Origin of the sequence: Tumebacillus amylolyticus, assembly GCF_016722965.1 — a bacterium.
Lineage (GTDB): Bacteria > Bacillota > Bacilli > Tumebacillales > Tumebacillaceae > Tumebacillus > Tumebacillus amylolyticus.
Genome location: NZ_JAEQNB010000003.1, coordinates 455,884 through 474,903 on the forward strand (window position 1 = coordinate 455,884; position 19,020 = coordinate 474,903).

The 19,020-nt window shown below is 55.6% G+C and carries 8 protein-coding genes; 5 read left to right on the forward strand and 3 right to left on the reverse strand.

Translation table 11 applies throughout. The features are described from left to right. Positions 1 to 21 precede the first annotated feature (21 nt). The 3 genes from JJB07_RS12195 to JJB07_RS12205 form a co-directional block, all read right to left on the reverse strand. The gene (locus tag JJB07_RS12195; RefSeq protein WP_201635373.1) at positions 22 to 10,419 is read right to left on the reverse strand and encodes an S-layer homology domain-containing protein; all 10,398 of its coding nucleotides are present in this window, start codon (positions 10,417 to 10,419) and stop codon (positions 22 to 24) included. 353 nt (positions 10,420 to 10,772) lie between these two features. Next, positions 10,773 to 11,429 (reverse strand): hypothetical protein, encoded by a 657-nt coding sequence (locus JJB07_RS12200; protein WP_201635375.1) that lies wholly within the window; start codon positions 11,427 to 11,429, stop codon positions 10,773 to 10,775. After that, positions 11,408 to 11,935, reverse strand: a complete 528-nt coding sequence (locus tag JJB07_RS12205; RefSeq protein ID WP_201635378.1) for a sigma-70 family RNA polymerase sigma factor — start codon at positions 11,933 to 11,935, stop codon at positions 11,408 to 11,410. Before JJB07_RS12205 ends, JJB07_RS12200 begins: the two co-directional genes overlap by 22 nt. Positions 11,936 to 12,178: 243 nt before the next feature. On the opposite strand from JJB07_RS12205, the gene glgB reads away from it, so the two are divergent. The 5 genes from glgB (at position 12,179) to JJB07_RS12230 (ending at position 18,997) form a co-directional block, all read left to right on the forward strand. Further along, positions 12,179 to 14,101 carry a 1,4-alpha-glucan branching protein GlgB gene (glgB, locus tag JJB07_RS12210; RefSeq protein WP_201635380.1) on the forward strand — a complete coding sequence of 641 codons (1,923 nt, stop codon included), beginning with the start codon at positions 12,179 to 12,181 and terminating at the stop codon, positions 14,099 to 14,101. Continuing rightward, positions 14,101 to 15,258 (forward strand): glucose-1-phosphate adenylyltransferase, encoded by a 1,158-nt coding sequence (locus tag JJB07_RS12215; protein ID WP_201635381.1) that lies wholly within the window; start codon positions 14,101 to 14,103, stop codon positions 15,256 to 15,258. The genes glgB and JJB07_RS12215 overlap by 1 nt, the downstream gene beginning before the upstream one ends. Positions 15,259 to 15,284: 26 nt before the next feature. Then, positions 15,285 to 16,391 carry a glucose-1-phosphate adenylyltransferase subunit GlgD gene (gene glgD, locus JJB07_RS12220; RefSeq protein WP_201635383.1) on the forward strand — a complete coding sequence of 369 codons (1,107 nt, stop codon included), beginning with the start codon at positions 15,285 to 15,287 and terminating at the stop codon, positions 16,389 to 16,391. Positions 16,392 to 16,407: 16 nt separating this feature from the next. Further along, positions 16,408 to 17,853: a glycogen synthase GlgA gene (gene glgA, locus JJB07_RS12225; RefSeq protein WP_201635386.1), complete on the forward strand. Its 1,446-nt coding sequence runs from the start codon at positions 16,408 to 16,410 to the stop codon at positions 17,851 to 17,853. Positions 17,854 to 17,998: 145 nt separating this feature from the next. After that, on the forward strand, positions 17,999 to 18,997 hold the full coding sequence (locus JJB07_RS12230; RefSeq protein WP_201635388.1) for a glycoside hydrolase family 15 protein: 999 nt from the start codon (positions 17,999 to 18,001) through the stop codon (positions 18,995 to 18,997). The last annotated feature ends 23 nt before the right edge of the window (positions 18,998 to 19,020 follow it).

Sequence of the window (19,020 nt, forward strand, 5' to 3'; positions counted from 1 at the left end):
GGGCGTTTTTTGGTATGCGACTTACTGGATCGTGAAGTAGTCGAGGTTGATGATCGTGTTCGAGGACGAAGCGTTCTTGGTCCCCGTGGACACGACCTGAACCGTGTGCGTCCCCGCAGGCAGTGCGTTGTTGTAATACACTTGTACTTTGTACTGGTTGGGGTTTGCATATAAGTCGAAAGTGGATTGCTTCACACCGTCAACGTAGATATCGACGATTCCGCAATTCGACGCTTTGTAACCAAAGATCTGGATGAAAGTCCCGCTGAACGTAATCGTGTAGGAAGCTCCTGCCGTGGAAGAAAATTTCGCGTTGCCACCGTTGTTACTGGTGTTCCCGGTAAAGCTCCATGTTCCATTGTACGTCAGGACCGATGCATCTGTCTCCTCGAAACTTTGTTTGATGTTGAAGTGGACGACGGTGCTGTTGCCGTTGACGTCCGTCACGGTCAACGTGTAGGAGCCGTAACCGATCGCCGTGCCGAGCGTGTATCCGTTGACTGTCGTACCATAGCGGGTCAGCGTGACCGTTTGGATGTCGTTGGAGGTGCTGGTCGGTGTAAGCGGCGTGGTGGAATTCTGTCCTTCCGTTACGCCACTGATCACCGGCGGCGTCGTGTCGTTCATTGTGAAGTGAACGACCGTCGCATTGCCCGCCACGTCGGTGACGGTCAGCACATACGTGCCGTTTCTCATGATCGCCGTGCCCAGCGTATAGCCGACAACCGCAGTACCGTTTCGTGTCAGAGCAACCGTTCCGATGTCGCTGTCGCTAGAAGTCGGCGTCACCGCCGCCGTGTACGTTTGGTTGTCGCTTACCCCGGAGACGACCGGAGCGGTCATGTCGAGCGTGAAGTGGGTGACCGACGTGTTGCCGTTGAGGTCACTCAGCGTCAGTGCATACACGCCGGCTTGGGTGATCGCTGTGCCCAACGTATACCCCGCCACGGTGGAGCCGTTCTGGGTCAACGTCACCGACTGGATGTCAACGTCGCCCGATGTTGGCGTTACCGCTGTGTTGTAGCTTTTGTTGTCGAGTACACCCGAGACCGATGGTGCCGTCGTATCGTTGATCGTGAAGTGCAAGGTCGTGACGTTGCCCGCCACGTCTGACACGCTCAGCACGTAGGTTCCGTTTTGCGTGAGCGACGTGCCGAGCGCATAGCCTCCAACGGTGGAGCCGTTGCGAGTCAGCGCGACAGTCTGGATGTCCGTATCGCTGCTGGTCGGAGTCAGCGAATTCGTGTACGTTTGGTTGTCGGTGATCCCCGCGATCACCGGCGCGGTGACATCGAGTGTGAAATGGAACACCGTGGTGTTGCCGGAAAGGTCGGTGACCGTCAGCACATAGGTTCCGTTCTGCACGATCGGATCCCCAAGCGTGTATCCAGCGACCGTCGAGCCGTTTTTCGTCAATTGAACCGTCTGGATGTCGGTGTCCGCAGAAGTCGGGTTCACCGAGGTGTTGTAGAGATGGTTGTCGATCAAGCCCGAGATGACCGGTGCCACTTGATCGATGCCAAAGTGGTAGACCGTTGCATTGCCCGATTGGTCGGTGACGGTCAGCACGTAGGTTCCATCCTGTGTGATGGCCGTGCCGAGGTTGTAACCGGCGACGGTGGAGCCGTTTTTCGTCAAGGTGACCGACTGGATGTCGATGTCGGTGCTTGCCGGAGTCACTGACGTGTTGTACAGGTGGTTGTCGATCAGGCCGGACAGCACAGGGGCTGTGGTGTCAATGCTGAAATGACGCACCGTGGTATTGCCCGCTTGGTCGATTAAGGTCAGCACGTAGCTGCCGTTCTGGCTCAGGGTCGTTCCTAGCGTGTACCCTGCAACTGCGGAGCCGTCCTTCGTCAACGTAACCGTCTGGATGTCGGTGTCTGCGCTCGACGGCGTGACCGTCGTGTTGTACAGGTGGTTGTCGATCACCCCGGTGACGGTCGGTGCGGTGGTATCCACCGTGAAGTTCAGCGCTGTGGTGTTACCCGCGAGGTCGGTGACGGTCAGGACATAGGCACCGTCCAAAGTAAGGGTCGTACCCAACGTGTAGCCCGCGACGGCGGAACCGTTGCGCGTCAATGTCACCGTTTGGATATCGGTGTCGACGGAAGCCGGAGTCACCGTGGTGTTGTAGATGTGCGTGTTCAGAACGCCCGAGACGGTCGGTGCCGTGGTGTCGAGGCTGAAATGGTATACCGTCGCGTTGCCCGCGAAGTCTGTCACCGTCAATTCGTAGCTGCCGTCTTGGTTGATCGCTGTGCCAAGCGTGTAACCGACGACGGCAGAGCCGTTTTTCGTCAAGAGGACCGACTGAATGTCGGTGTCAGCAGACGATGGGATTACGCTTGTGTTGTAGAGATGGTTTTCCACCAAGCCTGTTACGACCGGCGCAGACTTGTCGATGTTGAATTGAGTCTGCGTGATGTTGCCCGCCAAGTCGGTAACAGTCAGAACATACGCACCGTCTAACGGGATTGCCGAGCCGAGCGTATAACCCGGGACGCTGAGGCCGTTGCGGGTCAGGGTTACCGTTTGGATGTCGGTGTCTGCGCTGGTCGGAGTGACCGTTGTGTTGTAGAGCTGGTTCTCGATCACACCTGTTACCACCGGAGCGGTTGTGTCGATGCCAAAGTGGCGAACCGTGGTGTTGCCCGCTTGGTCGGTGACCGTCAGCACGTAGTTGCCGTCCTGCGTCAAAGTCCCGCCCAACATGTAGCCCGGAACCGTGAAGCCGTTCTGCGTCAACGTGACCGTTTGGATGTCGGTGTCGCTGGTCGTCGGCGTGACAGACGTGTTGTACAGGTGGTTGTCTACAGCACCGGAGATCGTCGGAGCAACGGTGTCGACGCTAAAGTGCAACGTCGTGGAATTGCCGGCAAAGTCGGTTACGGTCAAAACGTACGTGCCGTCCTCTGTGATCAACGTGCCAAGCGCATAGCCCGAAACCGGGGTCCCCTGCTTCGTCAACGTGACCGTTTGGATGTCGGTGTCAGCGCTGTTCGGGGTTACGGACGCGACGTACATCTGGTTGTCGGCGACACCGGTAACGACCGGCGCTGAGCTGTCTACGCTGAAATGAAGCACCGTAGAGTTCCCCGCGAGGTCTGTCACGGTCAGGACGTAGGTACCGTCTTGGGAGATCGCAGACCCCATCGAGTAGGGAGTTGCAACTCCGTTCTTGGTCAGCGTCGTCGATTGGATGTCGGTGTCGAGGCTCGTCGGGGTAACGGCGGTGTTGTAGAGCTGGTTATCCAACACGCCTGTGACGAGCGGTGCCGCCATATCAATGCTAAAGTGGCGGACGGTGGTGTTGCCTGCAACGTCTGTCACCGTCAAAACGTAGCTTCCGTTCTGCGTAAGAGTCGTACCAAGAGAGTACCCCGCAACTCCGGTGCCGTCCTGAGTCAGTGTGACCGATTGGATGTCCGAGTCCGCGCTGGTCGGTGTGACCGTGGTGTTATAGAGCTGGTTTTCAACAACCCCGGCAACGTTTGGAGCGACGGTGTCGATGGTGAAGGTCAGGACGACGGTGTTCCCGGCATGATCGGTGACGGTCAGCGTGTAGTCACCGTTTTGCGTGAGTGTGGTGCCAAATGTATAGCCTGCAACCGTCGAGCCGTCCTTGGTCAGCGTGACAGATTGGATGTCACTGTCGGAGTTGGTCGGGGTCACCGTGGTGTTGTAGATGTGATGGTTCAACACACCGGAGACCGTCGGTGCCATCATGTCAATGCTGAAATGGCACACTGTGGTGTTCCCGGAGAGGTCGGTCACGGTCAGCACATAACTGCCATCTTCGGTCAACGTTGTGCCCAACGTGTACCCGCCGACCGTGGAGCCGTTTTTCGTCAATTGCACCGTCTGGATGTCGGTGTCCGCACTGTTCGGAGTTACCGTCGAGTTGTAGAGATGGTTGTCGATTACGTCTACGATTGTCGGTGGAGTCTGGTCGATGTTGAAATGATAGACCGTGTCGTTGCCCGCTTGGTCGGTGACGGTCAGGACATACGCGCCATCCTGCGTAATGGTGGTGCCAAGCGTGTATCCCGCGATGGGTGAACCGTTCTGAGTCAAGGCGACTGTTTGAATGTCTCCATCCGAAGAGGTCGGTGTGACAGCCGTTTGATAGAAATGGTTGTCGAGCACCCCGTTGACTGTCGGGGAGGTCGTGTCGATTGCAAAGTGCATCACGCTGGTATTGCCCGCGAAGTCCGTGAGAGTCAGCACGTAGCTGCCGTTTTGGGTAATCGCCGCGCCGAGTGTGTAGTCGGCGACGACAGTGCCGTTTTTCGTCAATTGCACCGACTGGATGTCGGTGTCAGGAGACGTCGGGGTGACTCCAAAGTTGTAAAGATGATTGTCTGTCACCCACGCGATAACCGGAGCCAACGTGTCGATCGTGAAGTGACGCACGGTGGAGTTGCCCGCTTGGTCGATCACAGTCAGTTCGTACGTTCCGTCTTGGGTGATCGTAGTTCCGAGCGAATATCCATTCACGACGGTGCCGTCATGTGTCAGCGTTATGCTTTGGATGTCGGTGTCTCCGCTTGTCGGCGTAACGGACCCTGCGTAGATGTGATTGTCAAGCACACCTGCGATCGTCGGAGCAACGCTGTCGAGTGCAAAGTGCAACACCGTGGAATTGCCCGCCTGGTCTACCACCGTCAAGACATAGGTTCCGTCCTGTGTGATCGCGTTGCCGAGGGTGTATCCCGCAACGGCAGAGCCGTTTTTCGTCAGCGTTACGGTTTGGATGTCGGTGTCCCCACTGGTTGGCGTCACAGACGTGTTGTAGATGTGGTTGTCAAGGATCCCGCTCACCAACGGCGCCGTCGTGTCAAGTGTGAAGTGCGTCACTGTAGAGTTTCCTGCGAGGTCGGTCACGGTCAACACATACGCGCCGTCCTGTGTAATCGCTGTGCCCAGCGTGTAACCAACGACAGCAGAGCCGTCCCTCGTCAACGTGACACTCTGGATGTCGGTGTCTCCGCTGGTCGGTGTGAGACTTGATGTATAGATGTGGTTGTCGAGAACGCCGGAGACAACCGGAGCCACGGTGTCGATGTTGAAGTGCATCACCGAAGTGTTGCCAGCTTGGTCCGTCACCGTTAGTACATACGCCCCGCTTTGCGAGATCGGGGTGCCAAGCGTGTAGCCCGAAACAGAGATACCATCCTGAGTCAAAACGACCGTTTGGATATCGCTGTCCGCGCTGGCCGGTGTGACCGTGGAAGCATAGAGTTGGTTGTCTGCAACCCCCGTTACCACCGGGGCCGTCGCGTCGATTTGGAAGTGCAGGACCGTCGAGTTGCCTGCAAAGTCGGTCACCGTCAGGACATACATACCGTCTGACGTGAGGGTCGAACCGAGCGTGTACCCCACAACCGCCGTGCCGTTTTGGGTCAGGGTCACCGTCTGGATGTCGCTGTCGATGCTGGACGGGAGGACCGCTGTGTTGTAGAGATGGCTGTCAAGAACCCCTGTGACCTGCGGGGCCACTTGGTCGATGGTGAAGTGCAGAATTCTCGCGTTCCCCGCCAAGTCGGTCACTTTCAACATATAAGTGCCATCTTGCGTAATCGCCGAGCCAAGCGTATAGCCCGCCACGTCCGTGCCGTTTCGAGTCAGTTCGACCGACTGGATGTCGCCATCGTTGCTGGACGGGATGACACCCGCCGTATAGTAGTGGTTGTCGAGAACGCCTGTTAAAAGCGGCGCCGTCCTATCGAGACTAAAATGCAGAACGGTCGTGTTCCCCGCAAAGTCGGTCAGCGTCAGCACATAGCTGCCATCTTGCGATATCGGCGAGCCAAGCGTGTACTCGGCGACGGGAGCGCCGTTGTTGGTAAGCAGGACACTTTGGATGTCGCTGTCGCTGCTTATTGGGGTGACGACCGTGGTGTAGGCTTGGTTGTCAGACACTCCGGTCACAACCGGTGCCACACTGTCGATACTGAAATGGACCTGCGAAGTGTTTCCTGCAAAGTCGGTTACAGTCAAAACGTAAGTGCCGTCTTGCGAGATCGGCGTGCCGAGGATATAGCCGGCTACCGTTGAACCGTCTTGGGTCAACACGACAGTCTGGATGTCACTGTCCCCGCTGTCCGGGGTGACGCCCGTGGTGTAGATGTGGTTGTCGAGAACGCCTGTTACAAGCGGCGCCGTTGCATCGATGCTGAAATGAACAACGGTCGTGTTGCCTGCAAAGTCGGTCGCCGTCAGCACGTAGGTTCCGTCTTGCGTGATCGCTGAGCCGAGTGTATAGCCGGCGACGGAGGAGCCGTTTTTCGTCAAGTTCACCGTTTGGATGTCGGTGTCAGAACTCGTCGGCGTTACGGAGGTCGTACTGACTTGGTTGTCAGCCACGCCGATGAGAATCGGAGCCACGGTATCCACGGTAAAGTGAATCGTCGTGATGTTCCCCGAAACGTCCGATACGGTCAGTTCGTAGGTGCCGTCCTGTGTAATCGGTGTGCCAAGTGCATAGCCCGCAACAATCGTGCCATCCATGGACAATGTCACCGACTGGATGTCGGTGTCTGCGCTTGTTGGCGTAACGGCCGATTTGTACGCATGGTTGTCGAGCACTCCGCTGACTTGCGGAGGCGTAACATCAAGGCTGAAATGCAGCACGGTGCTGTTTCCTGTACGGTCGGTTACGGTCAGCACGTAAGTTCCGTCGCTCGTGACCGGCGTGCCAAGCGTATAGCCGGCGACGAGGGCGCCGTTTTTCGTCAATTGAACCGTCTGGATGTCGGTGTCCCCGGAAACCGGTGTGACCGCAGAGGTGCTGACTTGGTTGTCAGACACGCCCGTCACGACCGGAGCGATTGTGTCGATGGAGAATGCCACCATCGTGCTGTTTCCTGCTGTGTCGGTCACCGTCAACACGTACTGACCGTCGCTCGTGAGCGTCGTCCCCAGCGTGTACCCGGCCACCATCGTGCCGTTCTGAATCAAAGTGACTCCTTGTACATCAGAATCTGTACAGGTCGGTGTGACAGCCGTGTTGTAGAAACCGTTCTCCGAAACTCCCGAAATCACCGGGGAGACAGTGTCGAGCGTAAAGTGAACCACAGTGCTGAACCCGCTGAAATCGGTGACGGTCAGCACGTACTCGCCGTCCTGTGTAATCGGTGTGCCAAGCGTATAGCCTGCAACCAGAGTACCGTCTTGAGTCAGCGTCACCGTCTGGATGTCGGAGTCGGTGCTTTCCGGAATCACGGCAGACGTATAGAACTGGTTGTCAGCCACGCCGGTAATCACAGGAGGCATCGTGTCCAAGGTGAAATGCAGGACTTTGGAGTTGCCCGCCAAATCGGTGACCGTCAACACATACGTACCGTCTTGCGCAATCGTCGTCCCAAGGGTATAGCCGTCAACGGTTGCCCCGTTACGCGTCAAGGAGACATTCTGGATGTCGGTGTCCGCACTGGTCGGCGTCACCGACGATGTGTAGTTCTGATTGTCGTCGAGGCCGATTACCACCGGAGCTGCCGTGTCGATTGTAAAATGCACCACCGTGGTATGTCCGGTCGTATCGATTACGGTCAACATGTACACGCCGTCTTGGTAGAGCTGCGTGCCGAGCGTGTAGCCCACAACATCAAGACCGTCCTTCGACAAAATGACAGTCTGAATGTCGGTGTCCGTGGAATTTGGCGTAACCGCGTTCGAATAGATCCCGTTGTCACTCACACCTGTCAGTACCGGATTGAGGGTGTCGAGCAGGAAATGCAACACGGTGCTGTTCCCCGCCACATCTGTCACGGTCAACACATAAGCACCAGGCTGGTTGATCTCTGTGCCAAGTGCATACCCGGCAACCGGCGTTCCATCCATCGTCAGGACGACCGTCTGAATATCAGTGTCCGTAGAGACAGGAGTTACCGCTCCCGAAGTATTCTGGTTGTCAGTGACTCCCGTAACGACCGGAGCCACTGTGTCGATGGTGAAATGAATCACGGTAGCGTTGCCCGCGAGATTTGTCACGGTCAACACATAGACCCCGTCTGCCGTGACAGGAGTGTTCAACGTATACCCCGATACAGGCACTCCGTTTTGCGTCAATTCGACCGTTTGGATATCAGCTGCAGAACTGACGGGGATGACGGCACTCGAATAAACTTGTTGGTCCGCCACACCTGTAACAGCGGGACCTCCCGTGTTGATGTTCACCACAAAGCGTACCGTCGTGGTGTTCATCGCGAAGTCGGTCACCTTCAAGACATAAGTTCCGTTCTGGGAAATGGGCGTCCCCAGCGCATATCCGCTTACCGGGGCTCCGTCTCGGGTCAGCACGACACTTCGAATGTCAGAGTCGCCGGTCGTCGGGGTCACCGCAGTGGCATACGTTTGGTTGTCCGCAACACCGGAAACGGTCGGTGGCGTCATATCGGGAGCCGGCATGCCGATATTCAACACAAAATGCATGACCGTGGAGTTTCCGGCTCTGTCTGTCACCGTCAACAGGTAGGTACCGTTTTGGAACAACGAGGTGCCCAATTTGTAGCCGTTGACCGCAATACCATCTCTCTTCAAAACGACTGTTTGGATGTCAGAGTCGGGACTCGTCGGCGTCACCATGTTGTAATACGTCTGATTGTCCGCAATGCCGAGGATCACAGGCGGGGTTTGGTCGCTCGGCTTGATGTCGAGATGGAGCACAATCCCCGTGGTTTGCTTGCCATCGGTGACCGTAGCGGAGATCGTCACTTTACCCGACTGAAGCGGTACAATCGAGAGTTTCCCCTGCGCGTTCACCGAGAGAGTCGCTTTGCTCGGGTCGCTCACTCCGGGCGCTCCCGAAAAAGCCAAGGCGTCTCCGTCCCCATCAGTCGCCACGTCGGACGGTGCCAACAGGAGCGGTGAAGCGCCGGCGACCACGATGCGGTCCAAGTTAGGTTTCGGCACCGGCACATGATTGACCGGCGGTGTCGGAGGAACCGGTGGATTCGGCACATTGCCGCCACCCCCACCGTTGTTCCCTCCGTTGTTTGAATTCGGGTCCGTCGTCTGGCCCTTGTATTCAATCTTCAGAATCTGCCCCTTCGCTTCAGGGAAGTTGTTCACGACGCCTGTCGCGGTTTGACCGTAGTTCAGTATTAATTTTTCAATGATCGTGTCAGGAGAAGTCAATACACACTGCGCATTGAGGTTGTCCACCTCAGCGACATTGATCTTCCCGTCGAAGTTCAGCGTGAACTTGCCCGTTCCGTCAAAGGTGAGTTGTTCCACATCGCCCTTGCCCGTCAGTTCGGTGCTTTCATTCGACTTGAACATGACCTTGCCTAAGCTGCCGTCAAACCGCACGTTGCGAGCCCCATCTTCCACCACGAGTTGCGGCAAAACCGCCCCTCCCGTGGAAATCGTGGCATCCGCGAACAGACGCAAGCCCGAGACTTGCGAATCTTTGCTTACTTCTAGTTGCACGCCGTCCTGGCTCACTTCTCCCCAAGCGGCCGTCACATGACCCAGCATCACATGCTGTGCGCCTGTGCCTTCCGCTTTCAACACGCCGGTAAGGGTCAAGTTGTTCACTTGGACATCATGGCCGCGCAGAATCAGATCTCCATCCAGGAAAGCGTTTCCAGCTTCGAACTGACCACTGCCCTTGCGCACATCCAAGTACGTCACTTTGGAGATTGTATTTCCGGACAACTCAAACTTGACCTTCGAACCCACGAGCAGAGGAGCATTGCCCACTTGGAACAGACCTTTCACGCGGTCTGACAATTGGTAAGTATGCCCGTTGATCTGCACCGTATTGCCGGTAAGGTCCTCAACGACAGACGTGTCCGCCTCTTGTGTTCTCCTGTAGAGATCGAGCGCCACGACCGCGACTTCCTCACGCGTGGCCGTGTCTTGCGGGAAAAAATGCGTCCCGTCGCCACGCATCAGCCCAAGTTCAATTGCAGCCTGCACCGAATCACGAGCCCAATCGCTAACTTTGTTTTGGTCGGCTGTCTTCAAGCGCATACCAGCCCCCACCGGGTTGTAGCGCGCAGCTCGAATCAGCACCACCGCAATCTCTTCGCGCGTAATATTGTCATTCGGATAAAAATGACCGGACGAATCCCCCATCATCAGACCCGCCGCACGAACAGCTTCAATCTGACGAATTCCCCAATCAGCAGTGCTGACATCTTGGAAAGAAGAGCCGGACGTGCCCGTGGTATCCAATTCCAAAACGCGGCTCAACACCGTCGCAAACTCCTGCCTCGTCAACTCTTCTAAGGGACGGAAATCCCCATCCGGATCCCCTTGCATCACCTGCAACCCTTTGACGATCCGCACCGGGGTTTGGGCCCACGGGCTCGGTTCGCTTGAAGGTTGAACGGTTGCTCCCAACGAAGATGGAGAAAACGTGGCCGTCAAGACCAACGTAACTGCTAAGAACCGTTGTATACTCTTCATAACTTTTGCTCCTGTTAGTTGAAGTTCTTCCTGCTTTCGGTCCAAAAAGATGTCTCGCAAAGTTCCCCCTCCTCTACGAGAAGACGTCAACAAGCAGCAAGGGACAAGGCTATTTTCAAGTTCAGTTTGTTCGCCACAAACAGGAAACTCCTTTATTACTCTGAAAAAACCCCAAGTAAAAATCTCCGTTGTTGATTATACGCTTCATAATTGTAACATTACACTACGTTATCGGCAATTCAGTACAAACAAAATACCCCGTTCAATGAACAGGGCAATTTTTCTTACATAAGGAATTAAATTCCAAATTTGCGCAAACTCCGCGAGCTATGGGGGCAACATCCTCCTACAGTTTACTTGCGCGGGATCGTAATCTCCTCCGTTTGGGTCTTGCCGCTCTCCGTCCATGTGATTTTGAAAAAGAGATTCGGCACTGCATCGAGCGCGGTGAAATTTTCATACAAATTGTGGCGGCCATTCGAAAGCGTACCAACCGGTCTCGTCTCCGTCAGAATGATCGTGCCGTCCGGTTTCCATATGCCGACTCCATGCTCTTCCACTACAACATGTTCCGCATTCGCTCCTTGACCTTTGTACGTAAGGATATAGTCATAGCGTGGACGAGACGGGGTCGAAGCCGGTTGGTCTGCAAAACTTGGTTGCAACTCCATCGCCCAATGCTCCGAATTGCCGACAGCCGGCAACGTGTAGATCGCAGCCTTCGGGGCGGTATTCGCTTTCTCCGACGCCCCGGTAACGACCGAGTTCAAGGAGCCCCCGGACTGCTTCATCATGTCGTACCCTCCTACTGCCAGAACCGCGACGGCCGCCACGCAAGCGGCACTCAACCCGATCTTCCGGATTCGACGCTTGCGACCGCGCATCGAGGTATTGGCGGCCGATCCTTGGAGCACTCGGTAGATTTCTTGGTGCTTCTCCATCGACATCGCCTCAGCCGGCAAGGTGCGAACTTCATTCTCCAATTGTTTCAGTTCGTTCGTCCAATCCATTGATAGTCCTCCTCCGTTTGTTCCAATTTTTTGTGCAGGGATTTCATCGCCCGATGATAGACCAGATTGACTTTGTTTTGATTCCAGCCCAACACCGACGCCGTCTCTCCCGGAGTCAATTCTTGCATGCCTCGCAAGATCACCACCGCTCGGTACTCATCTTTGAGCGACCCTATGGCTTGGTGTAACTTTCGGCTGCGTTCGTTTTTGTGTACGAGATCTTCCGGCAGGTCCTGTACCTCCACGGGTTGACGACCGAGAAGCCTCGCGAGTTTGACAGAGCGGTTACGCTTGCGAAGATGGTCGAGCGCGAGATGGCGGGCGATGCTGATGATCCATGTCTTCAGTTCGGAGCGCGCCTCAAACTTCGACAAGTTGGCGACGACTTTCAAAAATGTCTCTTGCGTCAAATCCTCCGCTTCTTCCCGGTTTCCGATGTAGTAGAGCAGAAACCGATACACATCGTTCGCATACAGAGAGTAAAGTAGGCTCCAATCCTGTTCCACCGTTCCTCACCTCCTCGTTCTTGCTACGTTAGACGCTTGAAGATTCCATCAATTGCACCCTTATGTAAAATTTCTCACGTGTCAAATCTCGACAAAGGGATTTGAAGTGAGTGTCTTGTATTAAAAAAACATGCCTCCTGAACGCTATGGCATAGCGTTTAGATGTGGTAAACTAGATAGAAGTATAATTTACCTTTTCTTTATATGTAATTATTATCCTTGTTAAAAGCAGGTGGAAAGTGCATGTCGGTCTGTATGCCAAGTGAGTATGATCTGTTTCTGTTTCACCAAGGCAACTTGACACAGAGCTACCGAACGATGGGCGCACACCCCGCTGTGCTGCAAGGCGTGGAGGGTGTACGCTTCACAGTCTGGGCCCCCAATGCCCGTGCCGTGCGGGTCGTGGGAGACTTTAACGATTGGTCTGGAGATCAGCACGAATTAACACGAGTGACCGACCCCGGCGTCTGGTCCGGCTTCATCCCGGACTTGCCCATCGGCACCCTCTACAAGTACGAATTGCTCACCCAAACCGGTGAGGTCTTGCTGAAATCAGACCCCTACGCGTTTCACGCCGAAGTTCGACCGAACACCGCCTCGCGCGTGTACGACTTGAACGGCTATTCGTGGGGAGACCAAACTTGGCAACGCAAACAGAAGCAGCTGCAGAAAAAGCCGGTCTACAACCGTCCCGTCAACATCTACGAAGTCCACCTTGGCTCTTGGAAGAAAAAACAAAACGGTGAGTTCTACACCTACCGCGAACTGGCCGACGAACTTCTCGATTATGTGTGCGACCTCGGCTATACCCATCTCGAACTGATGCCGCTCGCCGAGCATCCTTACGACCGTTCATGGGGCTACCAGATTACCGGCTACTTCGCGGTGACGTCCCGATTCGGCACCCCGCACGACTTTATGTATTTCGTCGACCAAGCGCACCAGCGTGGTCTCGGCGTCATCCTCGATTGGGTGCCCGGCCACTTTACCAAGGACGCACACGGTCTGCGCCGCTTCGACGGGACTCCGTGTTACGAGTACGCCGATTGGCGCAAAGCGGAGAAGCCGCAGTGGGGCACGCTGTCGTTTGACTTCGGTCGTCCGGAAGTGATCTCCTTCTTGATCTCCAACGCGTTGTTCTGGATGGACGTCTACCATCTCGACGGCCTGCGCATCGACGCCGTCGCTTCGATGCTCTACTTGAACTTCTGCAAACCGAACGGCGAATGGTCTCCCAACATCCACGGGGGTACAGAGAATTTGGAAGCGGTGGAGTTCCTGCGAAAACTCAATGAAGTGATGTTCGAATCCTATCCACACGCATTGATGATGGCGGAGGACTCGACCGAATGGCCGCTGGTCTCACGCCCGACCTACCTCGGGGGACTCGGCTTTAACTTCAAATGGAACATGGGTTGGATGAACGACATCCTCAAGTACATGGAAACACAACCGACCCGCCGCCAACACCACCACGACCTGCTGACATTTTCCATCCTCTATGCGTACTCCGAGAACTTCCTGCTCCCGCTCTCGCATGACGAAGTCGTGCATGGCAAGAAGTCGCTCTTAAACAAAATGCCGGGCGACTATTGGCAGAAGTTTGCCAATCTTCGGGTTTTATACGGCTATATGTACACCCATCCGGGCAAAAAACTGCTCTTCATGGGCGGCGAGTTCGGTCAATATGATGAATGGAAAGACGAGACCGAACTGGACTGGGGCTTGCTGGACTACGAGAAACACCACCAGATGCGCACATTCGTCAGAGACCTGAACCACCTGTACCGTGAGGAACCCGCCCTCTGGGAACTAGACCACGAACCGAGCGGATACCAATGGATCGATGCCGACAACAAACACCAAAGCATCGCCCTCTACCGCCGGATCGGGAAAAAACCTTCTGACCAAGTCATCGTGCTTTGCAACTTCCACACGATGGAGCACCGCGACTTCCGATTGGGCGTGCCCAAATCCGGCAAGTACGTCGAGGTGTTGAACAGCGACGATCCGCGCTACGGCGGCTCCGGAAAACTCAACCCCGGCGTTCTGTCCACACTGAAACACGGGATGCACAACCAACCGTACAGCCTCCGCATCACCGTCCCCCCACTTGGGATCGTGATGCTCAAGAAGCAGAAAGCACAACGAAAGGGGAAATCGTAATGCAACGCAAGGAAATCATCGCAATGCTGCTCGCAGGTGGCGAAGGTCGTCGTCTCGGCGCGCTCACGCAAAAACTGGCCAAGCCAGCTGTTCCCTTTGGCGGGAAGTACCGCATTATCGATTTCACCCTTAGCAACTGCTCAAACTCCGGCATCGACACGGTCGGCGTGCTGACCCAATACCAACCGCTGATCTTGAACTCCTATCTCGGCATCGGCACCTCATGGGACCTCGACCGCGCCAACGGCGGTGTGACGGTCCTCCCGCCCTATGTCCAGCAAAAGGGCGGCAACTGGTACAAAGGCACCGCCAACGCCATTTTCCAAAACATGTTCTACATCGAGCGTTACAACCCACAGTACGTGCTCGTCATCTCCGGCGACCACATCTACAAAATGGACTACGACAAGATGCTCGATGAGCACAAAAAGCGCGGCGCGGAAGCGACCATCGCATTGATCGAAGTACCCTGGCAAGAAGCAAGCCGTTTTGGCGTCATGAACGTCGACGGAGCGGACCGCATCACCGAATTCGAGGAAAAACCGAAAAACCCCAAAACCAACCTCGCTTCGATGGGGATCTACATTTTTAACTGGGACGTGTTGAAAAGCTACCTCGTGCGCGATGACGAGAATCCCTACTCCTCCAACGACTTCGGCAAAGACATCATCCCGCGTATGTTGCAAGAAGAACGAGACCTCTACGCACACCGCTTCCAAGGATACTGGAAGGACGTCGGCACCATCGAGTCGCTCTGGGAAGCGAACATGGACTTGCTCGAAGCGTACCCGACACTCAACTTGCATGACAACGAATGGCGCATCTACTCCGTCAACCCGAATCAACCGCCGCAATACATTGCACCTTACGCTTCGGTCAAGCAATCCTTGGTCAACGAAGGCTGCATGGTGTTTGGCAACGTCGACCACTCTGTCCTGTTCTACGGCGTACACGTCGGAGAGAAGTCGATGATCAAGGATTCGATCATCATGCCAAACGTCCGCATCGGCCAGAACGTGAAAATCTACAAAACGATCATCGCAGAAGGCACTGTGATCGGAGACAACTGCACCATCGGCGTCGAAGGAGAACATGCGCCGATCACGTTGATTGGGGAAGACTCGTTCATCCCGGCCAACGCGAAGATCAAGAACTAGGACTGAGGACCAGGAGGAACCATTTCATGAAAAACGTGATCGGTGTCATCAACCTCGGCAAGCCGCACTCCATGCTCGACGACTTGACCCGCAACCGCTCCATCGCTTCTGTGCCGTTTGGCGGACGTTACCGCTTGATCGACTTCACCCTCTCCAACATGGCGAACACCGGCATCTCCAAAGTCGCCGTGTTCACGCTCAACAAATCCCGTTCGCTGATGGACCACTTGGGCTCCGGCAAGGAGTGGCAATTGGACCGCAAGATCGGCGGCTTGTTCGTGCTCCCGCCCGCCATCGAATTCCCGACCCAAGAATACAAAGGCGACCTGCAAAACTTCCACGGCCACATCGACTACTTCAACCGCTCCAAGGAAGAGTATGTCATCGTCTGCCGCAGCCACATGATCTGCAACGTCAACTATGCAGAGGCCCTGCAATTCCACATCGACTCGGAAGCTGACATCACCATGCTCTACAACCGTGTGGACCCGGACACCGTAGACCTCTCGAACTGCTACCAAGTAGAGGTAGACGAACACCAACGCGTGCGCGGCATGTCTTCAGACTTCGACACCGGCAACGTCTACATGGAAACGTTCATCATCAACAAATCCCTGCTCGTTGAATTGATCGAGCAATGTGCAGAGAATGAACAATACGACTTGACGGAGAGCTTGCTCATCCAAAACATCAACAACGTCTCCGTCCACGCCTTCCAGCACCAAGGTCACCTCTCGATCATCAACTGCACGACTTCCTACTACAACCAAAGCATGCGCCTCTTGGACCCGGAAGTTTGGAAAGGTTTGTTCTTCCAACCGGGATTGGTCTACACCAAGATCAAAGACGAGCCGCCGACCAAATACATCGAAACGGCAGATGTGCGCAACTCGTTGATCGCCAACGGATGCATCGTTCAAGGTCAAGTGGAGAACTCGATTCTCTTCCGCGGAGTCAAAGTCGCCAAGGGCGCCGTCATTCGCAACTCGATCATCATGCAGGAGTGCGAAATCGGCGCAGACGCCGTGGTCGAAAACATGATCCTCGACAAGGAAGTCTGCATCAAGCGCGGTCAATCTCTGATCGGCAATGCCACAGAACCGGTCGTGATCAACAAACGCAGCACCATCTGATGCAGGAGGGGACGAGATGAAGATCTTGCATGTCGCTTCGGAAGGAGCGCCTTTTATCAAAACAGGCGGGCTGGCCGATGTGATCGGGGCTCTGCCGCAAGAACTTGCCCGTCAAGAACTGGACGTGCGGGTAATACTTCCAAAGTATTCCAAAATCCCGGAACACTTCCGCAACCGTATGGAATTGCAGTATGTTCTCCATGTGCCGGTCGGCTGGCGCAACCAATACTGCGGAATTGAAGTCCTCAAAGACAACGGGATCACCTACTACTTCCTCGACAACGAATACTATTTCAAGCGCGACGGCGCCATCTACGGGCACGCGGATGAAGCGGAGCGATTCGCTTTCTTCTCCCGAGCGGTGTTGATGGCCCTGCCGCACCTCGAAGGATTCCGCCCAGATGTGCTGCACTGCCACGATTGGCAAGCCGGACTGGTGCCGTTTCTCTTGAAAGTGGACTTCCAGCACGACCCCTTCTACCACGAAATCAAGACGGTCTACACCATCCACAACCTGCTCTACCAAGGCGTGTTCCCAAGCTCCGTGCTCGGCGACCTGATCGGACTTGGCAACGAACACCTCGCAGACGACGGGATCGGCTACTACGACTCCCTCAACTATATGAAGGGCGGGTTGAACTTCGCAGACAAAGTCACGACCGTATCCGTTACCTACGCCCGCGAGGTCCAAACCGACTTTTACGGTGCCACCCTCGACGGTCTCTTGCGCAAGCGTCGCGAAGACCTCGTAGGCATCGTGAACGGAATCGACTATGACAGCTACAACCCTGCGACGGACGGCAACCTCCCCGTGCATTTTTCAAACGACGGGTCGATTGAGGAAGTTCTCAAAGCCAAGGAGCAGAACAAAGTCCACTTGCAAGAGGAACTGGGTCTCCCCATACGCGTTGACGTCCCGATGATCGCGATCATCTCCCGTTTCGTCGAGCAAAAAGGCTTCGACCTGATCCTCCACGTGTTGCCGGAACTCCTGCAACACGATGCCCAACTGATCATCCTCGGCACCGGAGACGCGCATTACGAGCAAGCTTTCCTCGATGCGGCGCGGCAGCACCCGCATCTTGTCTCCACGCAGATCAAATTCGACGAAGGATTTGCCCGCCGTATCTACGCAGCTTCCGACCTGTTCTTGATGCCCTCGAAGTTTGAACCGTGCGGCCTCTCTCAGCTGCTCGCCCTGCGCTATGGCTCTGTCCCCATCGTCCGCGAGACGGGCGGTTTGGTGGACACTGTGCAGTCCTACAACGAAGAGACTCACGTTGGCAACGGCTTCTCGTTTGCGAACTACAACGCCCACGACATGCTCCACACCATCCAACGTGCCGTCTCGCTCTGGCACGACCGCCACACCTGGGAGCAGATCATCGAGAACGGCCGCCAACGCGACTTCTCCTGGTCAGAATCGGCGAAACAGTACCGCGACCTCTACCAACATGTCTAGAAAAAGAGAACCACCGCCGCGCTCGCGGCAGTGGTTCTTTTTTTCACCTCCGTGTAAGCGATTACATGTTAAGGTGATTTTATTTTTCCGAATTTCGTGGTAAATTAAGAGACAAGAGATTGAAACGAGGGGTGAGAACGAACTTATGAATACTCTTCATTCCGTGTTGGAGACGATGAGACTTGAGAACGGCGCGTACACCGCATCCACCTCTTCCGATTACAGCTACGTGTGGATTCGCGACGTTGTCTACTGTGTGCTGCCATACTTGCAGACCGACTGCGAGCGGTACACGACCGCGTTCTATGCGTTGTTCGACCTGTTCCGCCGCTACGAGTGGAAGCTGGACATCCATACCCAGCAGAAGCCTGCCTACCTCTACGAACACATCCACGCCCGCTACAACAAAGACCTCACCGAGCGCATGGAACCCTGGGGACATGCCCAGAACGACTCCATCGGCCTGTTCCTCTGGGGCGTCGGCGAGGGCGTGCGCGTGGGCAAGCGCATGTTCCGCGACACGATGGACCGAGCAATTCTGCAGAAGTTGGTCAACTACTTGCAGACTCTTGAATACTGGGAAGCGCACGACAACGGCATGTGGGAGGAGAACATGGAAGTGCATGCTTCTTCGATCGGAGCCTGTGTTGCCGGACTGCGGGCGGTCAAGATGCTCGCGTATGTGCCGGATTGGTTGATCGAGAACGGCGAGCGCACCCTGCGCCACCTCCTGCCCCGCGAAAGTGCCACCAAGGAAACCGACCTCGCCCTGCTTTCCCTGATCTACCCCTACCAACTGGTCGACCGCAACATGGCGAAACGCATCCTCGCGATGGTCACCGGACAATTGGAGCGCACCTACGGCGTGATTCGCTACAAGCACGACCTCTACTACAAAGACGAGCAAGAAGCGGAGTGGTGTTTCGGGTTTCCGTGGCTTGGCATGTGTTACGCCGTGCTTGGCGAAGACGAGATGGCACGCGCGTATTGGGTGAAGACCCAGCGCATCATCCCCGAAGACGGCCAAGTCCCAGAGCTCTACACCGGCGGCAAGACACCGAACGGCAACACCCCGCTGGCGTGGGCGGTCGCCATGACGATGCTCTTGAAGCGCCAAATTACCAAGGAAGACATTCCGATCTGAAAAAAAGGGAGTCTGGCCCGCGC